18 protein-coding genes are annotated in these 14,702 nt (G+C 64.7%); 17 read left to right on the top strand and 1 reads right to left on the bottom strand.

What is annotated here, in order from left to right; translation table 11 throughout:
- The first annotated feature begins 12 nt into the window (after positions 1–12).
- Complete coding sequence (locus NYR58_RS12070; protein WP_261521064.1) at positions 13–753, top strand: GntR family transcriptional regulator; 741 nt, start codon at positions 13–15, stop codon at positions 751–753.
- 546 nt (positions 754–1,299) lie between these two features.
- On the opposite strand, the gene NYR58_RS12065 is transcribed toward NYR58_RS12070, so the two are convergent.
- Positions 1,300–1,782 (bottom strand): YHS domain-containing (seleno)protein, encoded by a 483-nt coding sequence (locus NYR58_RS12065; protein ID WP_261521063.1) that lies wholly within the window; start codon positions 1,780–1,782, stop codon positions 1,300–1,302.
- Positions 1,783–1,996: 214 nt separating this feature from the next.
- Here NYR58_RS12065 and NYR58_RS12060 point away from each other — a divergent pair, with 214 nt between their 5' ends.
- The 16 genes from NYR58_RS12060 (at position 1,997) to NYR58_RS11990 (ending at position 14,699) form a co-directional block, all read left to right on the top strand.
- Entirely contained in the window at positions 1,997–2,953 is a 957-nt protein-coding gene (locus NYR58_RS12060; protein WP_261521062.1) for an AraC family transcriptional regulator, read from the top strand.
- A gap of 136 nt (positions 2,954–3,089) precedes the next feature.
- Positions 3,090–3,452, top strand: a complete 363-nt coding sequence (locus NYR58_RS12055) for a hypothetical protein (protein ID WP_261521060.1) — start codon at positions 3,090–3,092, stop codon at positions 3,450–3,452.
- Between the two features lie 30 nt (positions 3,453–3,482).
- A complete protein-coding gene (locus NYR58_RS12050) occupies positions 3,483–4,025 on the top strand; it encodes a carboxymuconolactone decarboxylase family protein (protein WP_261521059.1) in 543 nt (180 codons plus the stop codon).
- Between the two features lie 119 nt (positions 4,026–4,144).
- Positions 4,145–4,258: a glutathione binding-like protein gene (locus NYR58_RS20575; RefSeq protein ID WP_378074681.1), complete on the top strand. Its 114-nt coding sequence runs from the start codon at positions 4,145–4,147 to the stop codon at positions 4,256–4,258.
- 726 nt (positions 4,259–4,984) lie between these two features.
- Positions 4,985–5,506, top strand: a complete 522-nt coding sequence (locus tag NYR58_RS12045) for a hypothetical protein (RefSeq protein WP_261521058.1) — start codon at positions 4,985–4,987, stop codon at positions 5,504–5,506.
- A complete protein-coding gene (locus NYR58_RS12040; RefSeq protein ID WP_261521057.1) occupies positions 5,503–6,735 on the top strand; it encodes an AAA family ATPase in 1,233 nt (410 codons plus the stop codon). Before NYR58_RS12045 ends, NYR58_RS12040 begins: the two co-directional genes overlap by 4 nt.
- 76 nt (positions 6,736–6,811) lie before the next feature.
- Positions 6,812–7,165 carry a hypothetical protein gene (locus NYR58_RS12035; protein ID WP_261521056.1) on the top strand — a complete coding sequence of 118 codons (354 nt, stop codon included), beginning with the start codon at positions 6,812–6,814 and terminating at the stop codon, positions 7,163–7,165.
- Positions 7,166–7,298: 133 nt separating this feature from the next.
- Entirely contained in the window at positions 7,299–8,810 is a 1,512-nt protein-coding gene (locus NYR58_RS12030) for a terminase large subunit domain-containing protein (RefSeq protein ID WP_261521055.1), read from the top strand.
- Entirely contained in the window at positions 8,801–9,142 is a 342-nt protein-coding gene (locus NYR58_RS12025) for an HNH endonuclease (protein ID WP_261521054.1), read from the top strand. The genes NYR58_RS12030 and NYR58_RS12025 overlap by 10 nt, the downstream gene beginning before the upstream one ends.
- Positions 9,135–10,400, top strand: coding sequence for a phage major capsid protein (locus tag NYR58_RS12020; RefSeq protein WP_261521052.1), 1,266 nt, complete (start codon positions 9,135–9,137; stop codon positions 10,398–10,400). The genes NYR58_RS12025 and NYR58_RS12020 overlap by 8 nt, the downstream gene beginning before the upstream one ends.
- Positions 10,400–11,044, top strand: a complete 645-nt coding sequence (locus tag NYR58_RS12015; protein ID WP_261521046.1) for an HK97 family phage prohead protease — start codon at positions 10,400–10,402, stop codon at positions 11,042–11,044. The genes NYR58_RS12020 and NYR58_RS12015 overlap by 1 nt, the downstream gene beginning before the upstream one ends.
- Positions 11,044–11,580, top strand: a complete 537-nt coding sequence (locus NYR58_RS12010; protein WP_261521043.1) for a hypothetical protein — start codon at positions 11,044–11,046, stop codon at positions 11,578–11,580. The genes NYR58_RS12015 and NYR58_RS12010 overlap by 1 nt, the downstream gene beginning before the upstream one ends.
- Entirely contained in the window at positions 11,580–12,629 is a 1,050-nt protein-coding gene (locus NYR58_RS12005; RefSeq protein WP_261521042.1) for a phage portal protein, read from the top strand. The genes NYR58_RS12010 and NYR58_RS12005 overlap by 1 nt, the downstream gene beginning before the upstream one ends.
- A gap of 211 nt (positions 12,630–12,840) precedes the next feature.
- On the top strand, positions 12,841–13,392 hold the full coding sequence (locus NYR58_RS12000) for a hypothetical protein (protein ID WP_261521039.1): 552 nt from the start codon (positions 12,841–12,843) through the stop codon (positions 13,390–13,392).
- Positions 13,393–13,395: 3 nt separating this feature from the next.
- Complete coding sequence (locus NYR58_RS11995) at positions 13,396–13,590, top strand: hypothetical protein (RefSeq protein WP_261521038.1); 195 nt, start codon at positions 13,396–13,398, stop codon at positions 13,588–13,590.
- Positions 13,587–14,699, top strand: a complete 1,113-nt coding sequence (locus tag NYR58_RS11990) for a tyrosine-type recombinase/integrase (RefSeq protein WP_261521036.1) — start codon at positions 13,587–13,589, stop codon at positions 14,697–14,699. The genes NYR58_RS11995 and NYR58_RS11990 overlap by 4 nt, the downstream gene beginning before the upstream one ends.
- Positions 14,700–14,702: the final 3 nt, after the last annotated feature.

The following is a 14,702-nucleotide window of genomic DNA, read 5'->3' as shown; positions in this document are numbered from 1 at the left end:
CGGACCAAGTCCATGCCCTCGAAGCCGCTGTCAAAGGTCGAAATCGCCTATGGCCTTCTCAAGGATTCGTTGCTGGCCGGGCGCATCGCGCAGGGGCAGCCGCTCAGGATCGACCAGCTGGACAAGGCCTATGGGCTGGGCGCCACGCCGATCCGTGAAGCCCTTGCGCGGCTCGAACCTGAAGGGCTCGTGGAACAGAAGCCGAAGCGGGGTTTCTTCGCAACCCGCATCTCTGCTGAGGATTTCGAGGATCTGATCTACACCCGCATCACGCTGGAACGCGCCCTGATCGTGCGCGCCATCGAACGCGGCGACGATGTGTGGGAGGCGTCAGTCATCACGGCCCACCACCTTCTGGCCAAAGCCACTGTCGATCTCAGGCAGTTGGACGCACGCATCGACCAATGGCAGGATCGTCACGTGGCGTTTCACATGTCGCTCGTGGCCGGCTCGGGGGCAAAGCGTTTGGTCGAGGATTACCGCCGCGCCTTCGAGCACATCCGCAGGCATCAGATGGCGCTGTTGCTGAAACCGGCCGTCGCCAGTCAGGAGATCAACGACGAAGAGGCCGGACGCAAGATCCGCGAACTCGAGCGCCGGATGAACATTGCCGAGCACACAAGGCTCATGGAGGCCGTCCTGTCACGCGACGTGCCCCGCGCGCTGCAGGCCGTCGAGGAACACCTTGGACTGATGCCGCTCGAACTGATCGATGACCGACAGGCCCCGGACATGACAGGAAACCATTCGTAGGCCGGGCACAGACCCCGGCTGACCATGTCGGTGCGGTCCGGCCGCGTTCGCGCGTGTCCCTTGCGTGTTCATGAAGTTTTCCGCAATCCCGGAACACCGTCGGGCCCTGACGGCTTGAGCAGCACTTTCGGCTTTTGGCCGGGGAGGGGAGGGGCGATGTGTGCCGCGAGTTCGGCATCTCGCGCAAGACCGGCTACAAGATCTTTGAGCGGCAAGCCTGTCGGGATGGTCAGGCGCGGCCGCGTTCCGCACCGACGGCCTGTAGGTAAGCCCGCGGCGCCAGGCCAGCATCCAGGTCAATCCGTCGAAGGCGTCGAAATCGCCGATCCGGTCGAAGGTGTCGAAGTAGCGGAACACCGGCGCGAAGAGCGCATCGACCAGGCTGAAGCTTCCCCGGTGAACCACGGGCCGGAGCCAAGCTGGGCTTCCATCGCCGGGAAGCGGCACGGCTGATAGGCGTGAAAGGCCGGGTCATCGGGAGCTTCCGAGAAAGATGCGGAGACCGGCCCGCGGAAGGCAGCGCGGGCCGGATCCATTGGCCGAAGGTCAGAGATCCTTCGCGGCGGTGTGCTCGATGACCTTCCAGTTCTCGGCCGCCTTGGCGATGGTGCCGGCCTTGTCCTTGAGGAAGGCCTGGTAGATCTCCTCGGACAGGAAGACATAGAGCTTGTCGTCGACGACGGCAGCGAAGTTGGGGTCGCCGTCGAACTTCTTGTTCACCGAGACGCCGAAGGTGCAGAAGCCGCCGTTCTGAACCTGATAGCGAGCCGGGTTCGCCTCGAAGGTCTTGCGGTTCTCTTCCGAGGCGAAGTAGTAGGCCACGCCGTCATAGACAGCGGTCTGCGTGGCGACGCCTTCGACGTTCCTGCCTTCATCGAGCAGTGCGACCGGGTCGGCGCCGTGTAGGCCGAGCGGCGCGCCGGCCGCGGTGAGGCCGGGGACGACGTTGACTTCGTCGGCCGCCATCACAGGGCCGGCGGCCAGAAGCGCCGCCATGGCGGCAGCGGCAAAGGTGATCTTGCGGAACATAGGTCGTTTCCTTTCGACAGGGTTGTGGATGCCCGGCATGGCCGGTTGTGCCGTCGCCCACGGCCCCGGACCGGGGTCAGCAGCGCCGCAGATTCGACTGCCCGTGCCAGAAACTCCGAATCCGCCGTCCCGTTAATGCCGGAAAGTTCACGTTTCATGCTCTATCGTCCAGACTACTGGACGATCGGCAGAGTCCTGGGGCAAGATGCTGGTCATGTTGGACCTGCTCAGCGACATTCTCACCCGCCTCTCGCTCCAGGGAACGCTCTATTTCCGTACGAGCTTCACCGAGCCCTGGGGCGTCCGCGTGCCCGCCTTCCGCGACGTGGCGCGGTTCCACTTTGCCCATCGCGGCGAGGCATTGGTGCGTATAGCGGGGGTGCCGGTCCCCGTGCATCTGGCGCAGGGCGACCTGATCGTGATTCCCCACGGCGCGGCGCATGTCCTCAGCTGCCGCCACACCGGACCGGACGAGGCCTTGCCGCTGGACGACGTGCTGTCGCGCTCCGGGTTTCCGGGGCACGGAACGCTGGTCTGGGGCGGCGACGAGGGGCCGCGCGATACACAGCTTATATGTGGGCATTTCGCGCTGGCCGAAGGGTCGCGGCACCTCCTGTTCGACCGCCTGCCTCCGTTCATCCACCTGCGCGGCTATGGCGAGGAGGCCGGCCCCTGGCTAGAAGCCACGCTCAAGGTCGTCGGGGCCGAGGCCGGTGGTGCGCGACTTGGCGGAGATCTGATCGCCCTGAAGATGTCCGAGGCGATCTTCGCCCAGGCGATTCGCGCCTACATCGAGCAGTCCCGCGACGGCGATTGCGGCGTGGCGGGCTTTGCCGATCCCCATCTCGCGCGGGCGCTGACCGCCTTCCACCGCGCGCCGACCGCCGACTGGACGGTCGCGAGCCTCGCCCGCGAAGCAGGGCTGTCGCGGACGGGCTTTGCCGAGCGGTTCTCGGACCGGATGGGCGTCACGCCGATGGCCTATGTCACCTCCTGGCGGATGCAGATCGCGCGTGAGGCGCTGGCGGTGCGCGGCCTGTCCGTCGCCGAGGCGGCCGAAGTCTCGGGCTATGCCTCGGAGTCCGCCTTCAGCCGGGTCTTCAAGAAAGAGATCGGCGTGTCGCCCGCCGCCTTCCGACAGTCCGGTTCGGCGCGCCACGAGGCGGCCTAGCACTCCGTCCAGACTCTCGGACGATCTGCAATACAATGCGGACTGTCTGAAATTCATCGTCCACATGGATGCCCTTAGGTTGGAGATTGCGACGGCACAGCCCGTCGTTCGATCCCCAACCGAAAGGACCCTGCGCATGCGCTTTGTCACCAAGACCATCCATGCCCGGCTCGATTACCCCGTCGCGCTGGCCCTCATCGCCCTGCCGTTCCTTCTCGGTCTCGGCACTTCCAACCCTCTCGCCCTGGCGATCTCGCCGGTCGTGGGCGTGGCGGCCTTCCTGCTCACCGTGTTCACCGATCACCACCTCGGGCTGATCCGCGTGCTGCCCTACAAGCTGCACCTCGCCGTCGATCTGGCGGTCGGCGTCTTGTTCCTGATCCTGCCCGTCGCGCTCGGGTTCTCCGGTCTGGATGCCGCCTACTACTGGCTGAACGGCGCTGCGGTCATGGCCGTCATCGGCCTTTCCAAACCCGAGTCCGAAATGGTCTCGGCCTGAGCTCTAACCCTGTCGAAAGGATGTAAATCAATGGCACGCATCACCCAGGTTTCCGACACCGCCGCCGCGCCCGAGGCAGCCGCGCTCTTCACCGCGATCAAGGCCAAGATCGGCATGGTGCCGAACCTCTACCGTGTCGCCGCGAACCAGCCAAAAGTCCTGGCCGCCATGCTTGGCCTGAACGAGACGCTGGCGGGCGGCGGCTTCGATGCCCGCACCCGCGAGGCGATCGCGCTGACCGTCGCCGGGGCGAACGCCTGCGACTACTGCGCCTCGGCCCACGCCGCGATCTCGGCCGGTCTGAAGGTCGCGCCCGAAACGATCGACGCGCATCTCGCCGGCCGGTCGGACGACCCGCGCACTGCCGCGATCTTGAAGCTGGCCTCGGCCATCGTGCAGGCGCGGGGCATGGTGGCCGATGCCGATCTCGTCGCGGCCCGCGACGCCGGGCTGACCGAGAGCGACATCGTCGAGACCGTGGCGCAGGTGGTGGCGAACATCTTCACCAATTACCTCAACCACGTCGCGGCCACAGACATCGACTTCCCCGCCCGCAAGGCCCGCGCGGCCTGACGTCATCGGCCCGGCGGTCCCGTCCGCCGGGCCAGGCCGCTGCTCCGCGGTCTCGGCGCTGCGCGCCGCACGGAAATGCTTGAGCCGGGGCGTTCGCACCGGTCAAACCCGAGGGCGCGCTGAAGGAAGAGGCTCTGGCCAAGCTTGCCAAACGCTTCGACGCGTTCGAGGCCAAGCTCTCGGATGGCCGCGCCTATGTCATGGGCGACCGGTTCACCGTGGCCGACAGCTAAACCTTCCTCGTCGCCTCCTGGGCCGGTCTGATCGGGTTCGATCTCTCGGGTCATCCGCATGTGCGGGCCTGCATCGAACGCGTCCGTGCCCGGCCCAAGGTCTTCGAAACGCTGAAACGCGAGGGCCTCGCCGCCTGCGATTGCAGGCGGAGCGTCCGGCCGGTTGCTTCGCCTCTTGCCCAGAAGGGAGCATCCCGATGCATGACGCGAAATCCCTGATCGAGGCCAGCATGAAGCTCTCGTGTCTTAGGTACGATCTGTTACCTATGTCTCCGGTACGGACCGAGTAGAACTGGCGGAGAGAGAGGGTCTGCGGAAAGCGGCTTCTTTCAAGGATGTACAGTGTCTAACCGGCTCTATTCGAACTGTTGAAGCGAAAGGGTTTTTTCGCGGACTGTCTAACCGCGTTGAACCACCGCCCGAACGCAAAACCGCCGCTCCTGTTGGCCCAGGAAGCGGCGGCAAAAGCAGTCACGAAAACCCGGACAAGGTCTTCAGGGAAGGGTTTTACATCGGGCTCACCCGAAAGGCAATCGCCCGGCTGCATCCGAAGATCGCGGCGACCAGTCACTATGTCATCGAGCCGGCACGCAATCGCTGGCGGCTGATCGTTCGCCGCAGCGGGCATGAACACGTCGAGTTTTTTGAGAGTAAGGGTGAGGCGAACCGGGCGCGGCAGCTCCTGACCGACATGGGCCTGCCCGGCTTTACCATGGGGGATCGCCCATGATCCCCTATCCCGACCTCACCACCTATCGCGGCTTGTCTCAATCGCAAATCGACTGGCTTCTAAGGGCGGGCGTGACAATCGAGGCGATGGTACGACCCGACGCGATTCTCGTTGCCCATGGGCGCAAAGCGGATGATGGCCGCTTCGAGGATGACGGTGCCGGCCTGCCCTGGCTGGTATTCCCCGAACCTGAAGACATCATCTTTTGGCAGCCGCGTACCGGCGAGCTTTCCACCTGGAACGGGCGCTCCTTCGCTCTAGGTGAGGCGGCAATAGACGACGCGACCACGTACGCTTTTGACGCCTGGCTCAACATCTACGCTGACCCGCTCGACTGGCTGCGGGCGGGCCGCGACGGCTGCGTGATACTCGACTGGAGCCGCGCCTTTGACCGGCTCCGATACGCGCCGCGCCTCGCCGTCGCCGAATCCATCCTCCTCCAATTCAGACGAGCCATGAAGCCGCCGCGTATGCCGAAGGTGGCTGTCATCTCGAATCCCGAAAGGGCCGCAGCATGAATGAGATCATCCCCCTTGAAGAATACGAGCGCCGACAGGGCAAGAGGCCGCGTCTCAGGCGCGTCAACACCAACGTCCTGATGAAGAAGGACTTCGAGCCGATACGCTGGATCGTGCCCGGCTACCTCCCAGAAGGTTTCAGCGTGCTTGCCGGTCGCCAGAAGCTTGGCAAGACCTGGCTGGCCATCGACTGGGCACTGGCCGTTGCCACCGGCGGCTGCGCGATGGGCAGTATTGAGGTCGAGCCCGGCGACGTTCTCTATCTAGACCTCGAAAACGGTGAGCGCCGCATCCAGCGGCGTATCGCCACACTATTCCCCGGAAATCTGCCCGACCTCTCACGGCTTGAATGGGCGACGGAGGCCCCGATGGTCGATGGGGGCCTTATCGAGGCCTTGGAGGACTGGCGGCAATCCGTCGCCAATCCCCGACTTGTCGTTATCGACGTGCTTCAGCGCATCAAGCCTGCCGGGAAGGCAAGCCGAAATTCGTATGAAAACGACTATTCAATCTGGGCACCTCTCCAGAAGTGGGCGACCCAGCACGGAATAGCCGTCTTAGGTCTCCACCACACGAAGAAGGGAGGCGCAGACGATCCGCTGGAAGCGCTCTCCGGCTCCAACGGCCTTTCCGCGTGCGCTGATACTACCATCGTCCTCGACCGCGACGGCAACGGGACAACGCTCTACGTTCGAGGGCGTGACGTGGATGAAAAGGAAACCGCTCTGAGCTTCACGGACGGCCTGTGGAATATCCTCGGGGATGCCAACAAGGTGCGGACAACAGACGAGCGCCGCGCCATTCTCGACGTGCTCGCCGAGGCCGACGAGGCAATGTCGCCTTCGGACATTGCAGCCGCAGCAGGCATGTCTGCGGGCAGCGTTCGCTTCCTGCTTTTCAAGATGGTGAAGGCCGACGAGGTGAAGCGTCACGGCCGGGGGAAATACGTCCACCCGGCTAATGTTAGCGGCGATGATACAAACACCGCTAACAACGCTAACAACGCTAACAAAGCGCTGAAAAGCGTTGAAAATCAATTTGTTGCGGATGTTAGCGCTTTGAACGCCACCGCTAACAAACCGGCGAACGTTAGCGATGTTAGCGCCCATGTCTCAACCGCTAACATTCCTAAGCATATGAAAACGCGAGTAAATTCGCAGAACGTTAGCGATGTTAGCGATGTTCTAGACGATGATGGCATCCCCGACTTCATCAGGAGCCCGGTGTGAACATCAACCCCACCACTTGAACGTTATACCGTTACGCAGTATATAGTCCTAGGACTCAAATCCTAGGAGAAGCGCCTTGGCCTCGATTCTTCAAGGCGAGATTGCAGCGGAGATCGTGGCAGCGCTCGAAGCGGAGCGCGTGCCCTACGCGCTGACCCTCGTTCGGCAGGAGACGGGCGGCGACCCCTGGGATCCGATCATTGTCGATGTTCCGTATGACTGCCGAGGATGGCGCGACGACTACTCCCTGGACGAGCGCGACGGGACGCTCATCCAGCAGGATGACGTGCGCGTGTTCATCATCGCCTCGTCGCTCGCCATCGAGCCGACCACCGCCGATACGATTAGCCTCGCCGGCGTGAGCCACTCAATCGTCAGCGTGAAGCGAGACCCCGCTGGGGCGCTTTGGGAGGTTCAGGCAAGGCGATGATGTTTCCAATCCTTGAGCCGTTTCTGGCCGAATGGGGGCATAATCTGGTCCCAATGCTCGACTTTGGGAGAGGGGCCGCGTGCGAGCGGAGCGGGCCTCTTCTTTCGCGCTCTCGGGGCCGGGAGGGGCTGAGATGACGGCTGCGAAGGCGATCCGCTTCATTCAAAGCCTGGAGGTTCCGACCGGCGCGCTGGCGGGCAAACCGTTGAGGCTTGCGCCGTATCAGAGGCAATTCCTCAAGGGCGCTCTTGCGAAGGGCATTTCCATTGGCGTTCTCAGCGTGGCCCGTGGCGGCGGCAAGTCGGCGCTGACTGCCGGCGTGGCGCTTGCTCACCTTGTCGGGGAGGTGGACCCGCAGCCGCGCAGAGAGTGCCTCATTGGCGCTCGGACGCGGGATCAGGGCCGTATCGTGTGGGACTACGTGGCCGGCCTTGCCCGGTCCCTTCCCGAGGACATGCAGAAGCGCTTGATCTTCCGTCGCGCCCCCCGGCTGGAAATCGAGTACGAGGACGAGACCGGACCGCATCTCATCCGCGTGATTGCGGCAGACGGAAAAAACACGCTCGGCACAAGCCCGACGCTGGTCATCTGCGATGAAAGAGGCCATTGGCCGCTCGACAAGGGCAATGCGCTGGAGGAGGCGCTGCTGTCCGGTTTGGGCAAGCGCAATGGCCGGATGCTGCTTATCTCGACCTCGGCTTCCGACGACGCGCATCCGTTCTCAAAGTGGCTCGACGAGGATCAGCCGGGCGTCTACCGGCAGGAGCACAAGGCCGATGAGGGCTGCGCTCCCGATGATCTGGAGCAGATCAGGAAGGCCAATCCCGGCGCCGAGTACGGCGTCGGCGCCAGTCTCGAATGGCTCCAGGCGCAGGCCCGCAGGGCGATAGACAGGGGCGGTTCCGCGCTCACCGCGTGGCGGCTTTATAACCTGAACCAGCGAGTTGCCGACGAAAACCGCGACGTTTTGCTAACTGTTGACGAGTGGCTGGCCTGCGAGACGGACGAGCTGCCGCCGCGCGAGGGGCCGCTGGTGGTCGGGATCGACCTTGGCGGCTCCGCCTCGATGAGCGCTGCCGCCTTCTATTGGCCCGAGACGGGCCGGCTGGAGGCGCTGGGCTGGTTCCCCTCAAAGCCCGGCCTTGCCGAACGCGGGCAGCGCGACGGCGTGGGCGACCGCTACGTGCAGATGCACAAGCGCGGCGAGCTTTCGACGCTCGGCAATGCGACTGTTCCGGTTGCGCCCTGGCTTTCCCAGGTTATGCGCCATGTTGAGGGCGAGCAGGTCGCCGCGTTGGTGATGGACCGCTTCAAGCAGGCCGAGCTTGGCGAGGCCATCGACGCGGCAGGCATTCGTGCGCCTCTTGTCTGGCGCGGCATGGGCTTCCGCGACGGCGGCGAGGACTGCGACCGCTTCCGGCGGGCCTGTTATGACGGGCGCGTCAAGGCTTCTCCGAGCCTGCTGCTGCGCTCCGCCTTCGCGGAGACGGTGTGCCTGCGCGACCCCGCCAATAACCTGAAGCTGGCCAAGGCCCGGTCGCTGGGGCGGATTGATGCAGCCTGCGCCGCCGTCCTTGCCATCGCGGAAGGTGCCCGCCGCCTGGCCCGGCCCGAGAAGAAGGGCGGGAGGCTCATATGGGCATAGCTCGACCCAAGTATGACCGCCATGGGGCCGCCATCTACCGCTCGCCGCGCTGGAAGCGTGTGCGCTTTCTGGTGAAGAAGCGCGACGGCTGGCGATGCGTTGCGTGCGGCGCGTCCGGTGTGCGGCTGGAGGTGGATCACAAAAAGCCCATCCGCGAGGCTCCCGAACTCGCCTACGAAATGGGCAATCTGCAAACTTTGTGTGTGCCCTGTCACAGCCGCAAGACGCGGCTCGAAACCGGCATGACGACGCCGGTTCCCCCCTCGCGCCGGGCGTGGAAGCGCCTGGTGGCCGAACTCTCCCAAGACGAAAGGAAGTCTGTAAATGCTTGAAAGTGTGAAGATTCAGCGCCGGCAGTCGGAAATCCGGCAGGCGTTGGCCGAACTGGTCGGCAAGTCCGAGCTGACCGAAGACGAAACCCGTTCGATGGAAACGCTCGACCGGGAATATCGCTCGAATGAGACCCGCTATCGCGCCGCGCTCATCGCCGAGGATGCCGAACGCCGCGAGGCCGGCGAGGATCTGGAGACCCGCTCGGAGCGGGAGTACTCCGAGCTGATCGACCGCTTCGAGCTGCGCCAGGTGGCCCTTGCCCTCGATGAAGGCCGCCCGCTCGACGGCCCGACTGCGGAAGTAGTCCAGGAGCTCCGCTCGCAGGGCGGCTATCGCGGCGTGCCGGTGCCGTGGCAGGCCCTTGAGGTGCGCGCCGGTGAGACGGTCTCCACGGCCACGCCGGACCCGGTGCAGACCCGACCCATCATCGACCGGCTTTTCCCGCAATCGGTGGCGGGCCGCATGGGTGCGCAGATGGTGAGCATCGACAGCGGCTCGGTGGAGTGGCCCGTCACGACGCAGGGCGCGACGGTGGGCTGGCAGGCCACCGAAACCGGCGACGTTGCGGCGCCGCAGGCGTTCCAGACCGCCGACCGGCCCCTCAAGCCCGATCATACCCTGGGCGTTCAGATGGTGCTCACCAGGAAGGCGCTGAAACAGTCCGGTGCGGCGCTGGAACAGGCCGTGCGCCGCGACATGAACGCAGCAATCGGCGCGGCGATGGACCGGGCGGTGTTCCTGGGCTCCGGCGCCTCCGGCGAGCCGCTGGGCGTCATTGCCGGCGCCGCAACCTACGGCATCGCCTCGACCGCCGTGGGCGCGGCGGCGTCCTGGGCGGCCTTCCGGGCTGAGGTGACGGCCTTCATGGTCGCGAACGCGGCTTCCTCGCCTTCGGCGGTGCGGCTTCTCATCCGCCCGGAGGTCTGGGACGCCCTCGACGACACGGTATTCGACGCCGGCAGCGGCATTACCGAGTGGGACCGCCTGGTGAAGCACATTCCCGCCGGCAACGTTGCAATGTCCAGCAATGCCCTCGACGCGCCGGCTGGCGGTCCTCCGGCGGAGAGCTCGGCGCTTCTGACCACCGCCACGGGCGGCGTTGCGCCGATCTTCGTGGGCACGTGGGGCGCGGTCGATCTGATCCGAGACCCCTACTCCAAGGCCGCGTCAGGCGCGCTCACGCTGACCGCGCTGGCCACCATGGACGTGACGGTTGCCCGGCCTGCCCAGCTCCGCGTTCTGACGGGAATCCAGTAATGCTGACCGGCTTCGCACCCGGTGAATTTGTCCTGGAGGAACGGGCTGCCCGCTCCGGCAATCGCCGGCTGCGGGGCCGGTTTCCCTACAACAGGAAAACCGTGCTTTCTTCGGGCGGTCGCCGTGGCCGCCCGAGGAAGGAGCAATTCGCTCCTCGGGCTTTCGCCTATAACGTCGAGAAGCCGGAGGTCGATATCCGGCTGCTGGTGGGGCACAACTGGGGTGCTCCGCTGGCCAGCCGCAAGACCGGCACACTCGAACTGCAAGACGGTGACGAGGCGCTGACCTTCGTCGCCATCATCACGCCCGAAGTGCAGGAAACGTCCTGGGCGCGCGATGCCCTCGCCGGCCTCGCCGCCGGCCTGATCGTGGGGCTTTCACCCGGCTTCACGATCCCGCCCGAGCGGGCCGTGCCGAAGGCCGAGGAAATCACGGAAGAACCGGACGACGGCTCGCCTGATGAAGATGGCCAGCCGCAACACGGGGCGATCATCCGCACGATCCTCGCGGCGCTGCTTTGGGAACTCTCGCTGGTCACGGCAGCGGCCTACTCCGAGGCCGAGGTCGAGGCCCGCGACTGGACGCCCACGCCCTCCGGGCTGGTGGTGCCGAAGTCGCAGGCTCTCAGGCGCTGGAGGCTGTAATGACCGCAACCACCATCAGACAGGTTGAGGGCGCGCCTGCCTCTTATCCTCCCACGCCTTCCGGCCTCTCGACAGCCGCCCAGGCGCTTGATGCCGATGCCATCTGGCAGCGCATTGAAGCCTGGATTGCCTGGCGCTTCACCGAGCGGAGCGTCGAATGGATCGTCGAGGGCTGCGGCGAATGGCACCCGCCGCTCACGCCCGCCAGCATCGCCACGGTGGAAGTGTGGAAGGCCGACGCCTGGGAGGCCGTGACGCTCTCGCCCTCGCCTATGGGCGGGTATTGCCTGCCGGGCGGCACCTATCGCTTCACTGGAACCGTAGGCGGCGGCACGGTCCCCGAGGTGGTGAACGAGGCGTTCCGGCGCCTGGCTGAATATATGGCCGCGCGCACCGCCGCAAAGGCCGGTGTGATGTCAGAAAGCGTTCGGGCCGGCTCCGTCTCCATCAGCCGGCGCTCGTCGCCCTCAGCGGCGGCGCAAGCCATGTCCAACAGCGGCGCAGGCGACCTGCTCCGCAGCTACCGGAGGGCGTGATGCTCGGTTGGCTATTCAAACGCGACAAGATCGAAAAGCGCAGCGCCATGTCGGGCTTCACCGCCGAGCTGATGGCCGCGCGGGAATCCTATATTGCCGGCAGGACCGGCATTGCCGAGCTCACCGCCACGGCGCAATCCTGCGTGAGCCTATGGGAAAACGGGCTTGCCATGGCGGACGTGGAGGGCACAAGCCTTCTCGACCGCCGTTCGCTGGCGATCATTGGCCGCGCCGTGGCGCTCAGGGGCGAGGCGGTGTTCAAGATCACCGATGCCGGGCTTGTGCCGTGCTCCGACTGGGATCTGCGCACGAGGGGCGGGAAGCCCGTCGCCTATCGCGTGTCCATCTCCGAGGCGGGAGGCGGCACGTCCGAGACGCTGCTTGCCGGCGAGGTGCTGCATCTTCGTATTGGTGCTGATCCGGCTGCGCCGTGGTCCGGCACCGCGCCATTGCGGCGGGCAAGGCTCACGGCGGGCATGTTGAATGCCGTCGAGAGCGCGCTTGCCGAAGTCTTCGAGAACGCGCCTCTCGGCTCCCAGGTGGTGCCGATGCCCGAGCAGCCGGAGGTGGATAACGAAACCATTGCCCGCTCGTTCCGGGGGCAGCGTGGCCGCGTGGTGCTTCGCGAATCGGTCAACGTCACGGCAGCCGGTGGCCCGGCTCCGGCGCAGGACTGGCGGCCCTCAAGCCTTTCTCCCGACCTCGAAAAGGCGATGACGCGGGAGACGCTGGAGGCGGCGCGAAACGCGATCTGCGGGGCGTTCGGCGTCCTGCCCGCGCTTTTCGCGAGCAACGCGCAGGGCCCGCTTGTGAGGGAAGCCCAGCGCCACCTCGCCCAGTGGACACTGCAACCGATTGCGGTGCTTCTGGCCGAGGAAGCCAGCGAAAAGCTGGGCGCAACCGTCGAGATTGACACGATGAGACCCTTGCAAGCCTTCGACGCCGGCGGCAGGGCAAGGGCGCTGGCGACAATCGTGCAGGCGCTGGCGCAGGCCAAGGAAGCGGGCGTCGATCCGGGCGCGGCACTGAAGCTGGTGGACTGGGGATAGGGTTGGCCACCCGCGTTGCGCAGAGCGCGAACGGCTGGGACCAGTCGGCGGTGTCCCGAATGTCAGCCTCGAACAACACCGACAGGGCGCGGCGGTGCCTCCTGATCCGCGCGGCGCCCATGGGCCGGGGATAAAATTCTCGGCCCATTTGGCCTTGACTCCACAATTCGTTGAAACTATCTTTGGTTTCAAAGAAACTGGAGTCCCAATCATGAATGACTTTCGAGCAAAGGCGCTGGCGCACCTCAAGCGCCACTGGCACGTAAGTATTGCCGGGACAGCCGACGCTAGTCACCTCTTGAATATCAACTCTAATACATTGAAGACGCGACTTAATCGCGGCCAAGCTCTTGTTATGAGAGAGCCCGCGGGGCCGGTGCGCTCGGCGCTTTCATTCACCGGCTATCATTTAATCTACAATCTTATTGCAGATCGCCTGTTTCGCTATGGCCTGGGGGCTGAGCAGATCGACGTGGAAGAAGGTGGTCTGCCCCACATCTACGCCACGTGGGCACATGATTTTATTCTATCCCCGCCACACCGCGACGAGTCTACTGTCAGGTTCGTGAAGGAGGTAGATGACAGGGTAACCCACATGCTTTTTGAAGATGGAAAGGCAGACGACTGGCCCGACGCCGCGATGACGCTCCCGCTGGGCTATATGGTGACGCGTCTCGCCGGCAGTTTATACGCTCGCAGCGGCCACGACGAGATTGTCAACGAGATGCTCGCCAACGTTAAGGCGCTCAGCGAGGACATTTGACGCGTGCCGCGCCGATCCGCGCCCTGCACTCAGGCTGATATCACCCGCCTTATCAAGGCGGCGCTGGCGGCTGGTATTCGCGAGAACCGGATTGCCGGCGTGAAGCTGACTCGCGAAGGCGCGGTGCTGCTTTTCGGCGGCGAAAGGACGGGTCAGAATTCCCCTAACGAGTGGGACGAGGTGCTTGAGGTAGAATGATGAACCGCCGCCGCCTGCCCAAATACGTCTCCGAATTTTCCGACCGACACGGCAAGATGCGCGTGCGCTTCCGGCGCAAGGGGCAGGCGGATTACTACTTCAAGGCGCTGCCCTGGACTGACGAGTTTATGCAGGAATACCGGGCCTGTCTCGACGGCAAGGCCGCTCCGGCCGTGGCACCTGGGGCTGCACGGACGAGACCAGGCACCATCTCCGCGCTGATCGTCGCCTATTATGGCTCGCCCGAGTTCAACGGGCTAGCAGACAGCACCAAAGCAACATATCGCGGCATTCTGGAGCGCTTCCGCGCCAAGCACGGCGATAAGCGCGTTGCTGCCCTTGAGCGGAAGCATATCAAGGCGATTATCGGCGCCATGGCCGACCGGCCAGCAGCGGCCAACAATCTCCTGGACCGCCTGAAAGCCCTCATGGCACTCGCGGTCGACATCGGCATGAGGAAGGACGATCCGACCATTCGGCTCCGGGGCTACTCGACCAAGGGCGACGGCTTCCACACCTGGACGGAAGATGAGATCGCGCAATTCGAGCGCCGGCACCCGCCCGGCACTAAGCCGCGCCTCGCCTTGGCGCTCATGCTCTATACCGGACAGCGCCGCTCCGATGTCGTTGTTATGGGGCGACAGCACCTCGACGGAGACACGATCAAAGTTTCCCAGCAAAAGACACGCGCCAAGCTCCGTATTCCGCTGCACCCTCAACTGCGCGAGATTATTAAAGCCACGCCCGTTGAGAATATGACGTTCCTGACCACGGCTTTCGGCAAGCCCTTCACCCCTGCCGGCTTCGGCAATTGGTTCCGCGACCGCTGCGACGAGGCGGGCCTGCCGCATTGCTCGGCCCATGGGCTACGCAAGGCGGCGGCAAGGCGACTCGCTGAGGCCGGATGCACCAATCAACAGATCAAGGCAATCACCGGTCACAAGACCGACAAAGAGGTTTCCCGCTACACCGCTGCGGCCGATCAAAGCCGCCTTGCAACCGAGGCGATGGCGACCGCCTACGGAATGGAGCGCGAACAAAAACTGTCTAACCGCGAGAAAGGGTTAGACAAAACGGCAGCTAAGCCATTGAAACGAAAGGAAGGATAAATG

This window comes from Chelativorans intermedius, assembly GCF_025398255.1.
Taxonomy (GTDB): Bacteria; Pseudomonadota; Alphaproteobacteria; order Rhizobiales; family Rhizobiaceae; genus Chelativorans; species Chelativorans intermedius.
This window is presented reverse-complemented; position numbering and strand designations above follow the sequence as displayed.

Excerpts from the sequence above, each read along its gene's own strand:
- NYR58_RS12005 (WP_261521042.1), top strand. The coding sequence starts at position 11,580 with ATGCTCGGTTGGCTATTCAAACGCGACAAGATCGAAAAGCGCAGCGCC.
- NYR58_RS12040 (WP_261521057.1), top strand. The coding sequence starts at position 5,503 with ATGAATGAGATCATCCCCCTTGAAGAATACGAGCGCCGACAGGGCAAG.
- NYR58_RS12020 (WP_261521052.1), top strand. The coding sequence starts at position 9,135 with ATGCTTGAAAGTGTGAAGATTCAGCGCCGGCAGTCGGAAATCCGGCAG.
- NYR58_RS12010 (WP_261521043.1), top strand. The coding sequence starts at position 11,044 with ATGACCGCAACCACCATCAGACAGGTTGAGGGCGCGCCTGCCTCTTAT.
- NYR58_RS12025 (WP_261521054.1), top strand. The coding sequence starts at position 8,801 with ATGGGCATAGCTCGACCCAAGTATGACCGCCATGGGGCCGCCATCTAC.
- NYR58_RS12060 (WP_261521062.1), top strand. The coding sequence starts at position 1,997 with ATGTTGGACCTGCTCAGCGACATTCTCACCCGCCTCTCGCTCCAGGGA.
- NYR58_RS12065 (WP_261521063.1), bottom strand. The coding sequence starts at position 1,782 with ATGTTCCGCAAGATCACCTTTGCCGCTGCCGCCATGGCGGCGCTTCTG.
- NYR58_RS12015 (WP_261521046.1), top strand. The coding sequence starts at position 10,400 with ATGCTGACCGGCTTCGCACCCGGTGAATTTGTCCTGGAGGAACGGGCT.
- NYR58_RS12050 (WP_261521059.1), top strand. The coding sequence starts at position 3,483 with ATGGCACGCATCACCCAGGTTTCCGACACCGCCGCCGCGCCCGAGGCA.
- NYR58_RS12030 (WP_261521055.1), top strand. The coding sequence starts at position 7,299 with ATGACGGCTGCGAAGGCGATCCGCTTCATTCAAAGCCTGGAGGTTCCG.
- NYR58_RS12055 (WP_261521060.1), top strand. The coding sequence starts at position 3,090 with ATGCGCTTTGTCACCAAGACCATCCATGCCCGGCTCGATTACCCCGTC.
- NYR58_RS11990 (WP_261521036.1), top strand. The coding sequence starts at position 13,587 with ATGATGAACCGCCGCCGCCTGCCCAAATACGTCTCCGAATTTTCCGAC.
- NYR58_RS12070 (WP_261521064.1), top strand. The coding sequence starts at position 13 with ATGCCCTCGAAGCCGCTGTCAAAGGTCGAAATCGCCTATGGCCTTCTC.
- NYR58_RS12000 (WP_261521039.1), top strand. The coding sequence starts at position 12,841 with ATGAATGACTTTCGAGCAAAGGCGCTGGCGCACCTCAAGCGCCACTGG.
- NYR58_RS12045 (WP_261521058.1), top strand. The coding sequence starts at position 4,985 with ATGATCCCCTATCCCGACCTCACCACCTATCGCGGCTTGTCTCAATCG.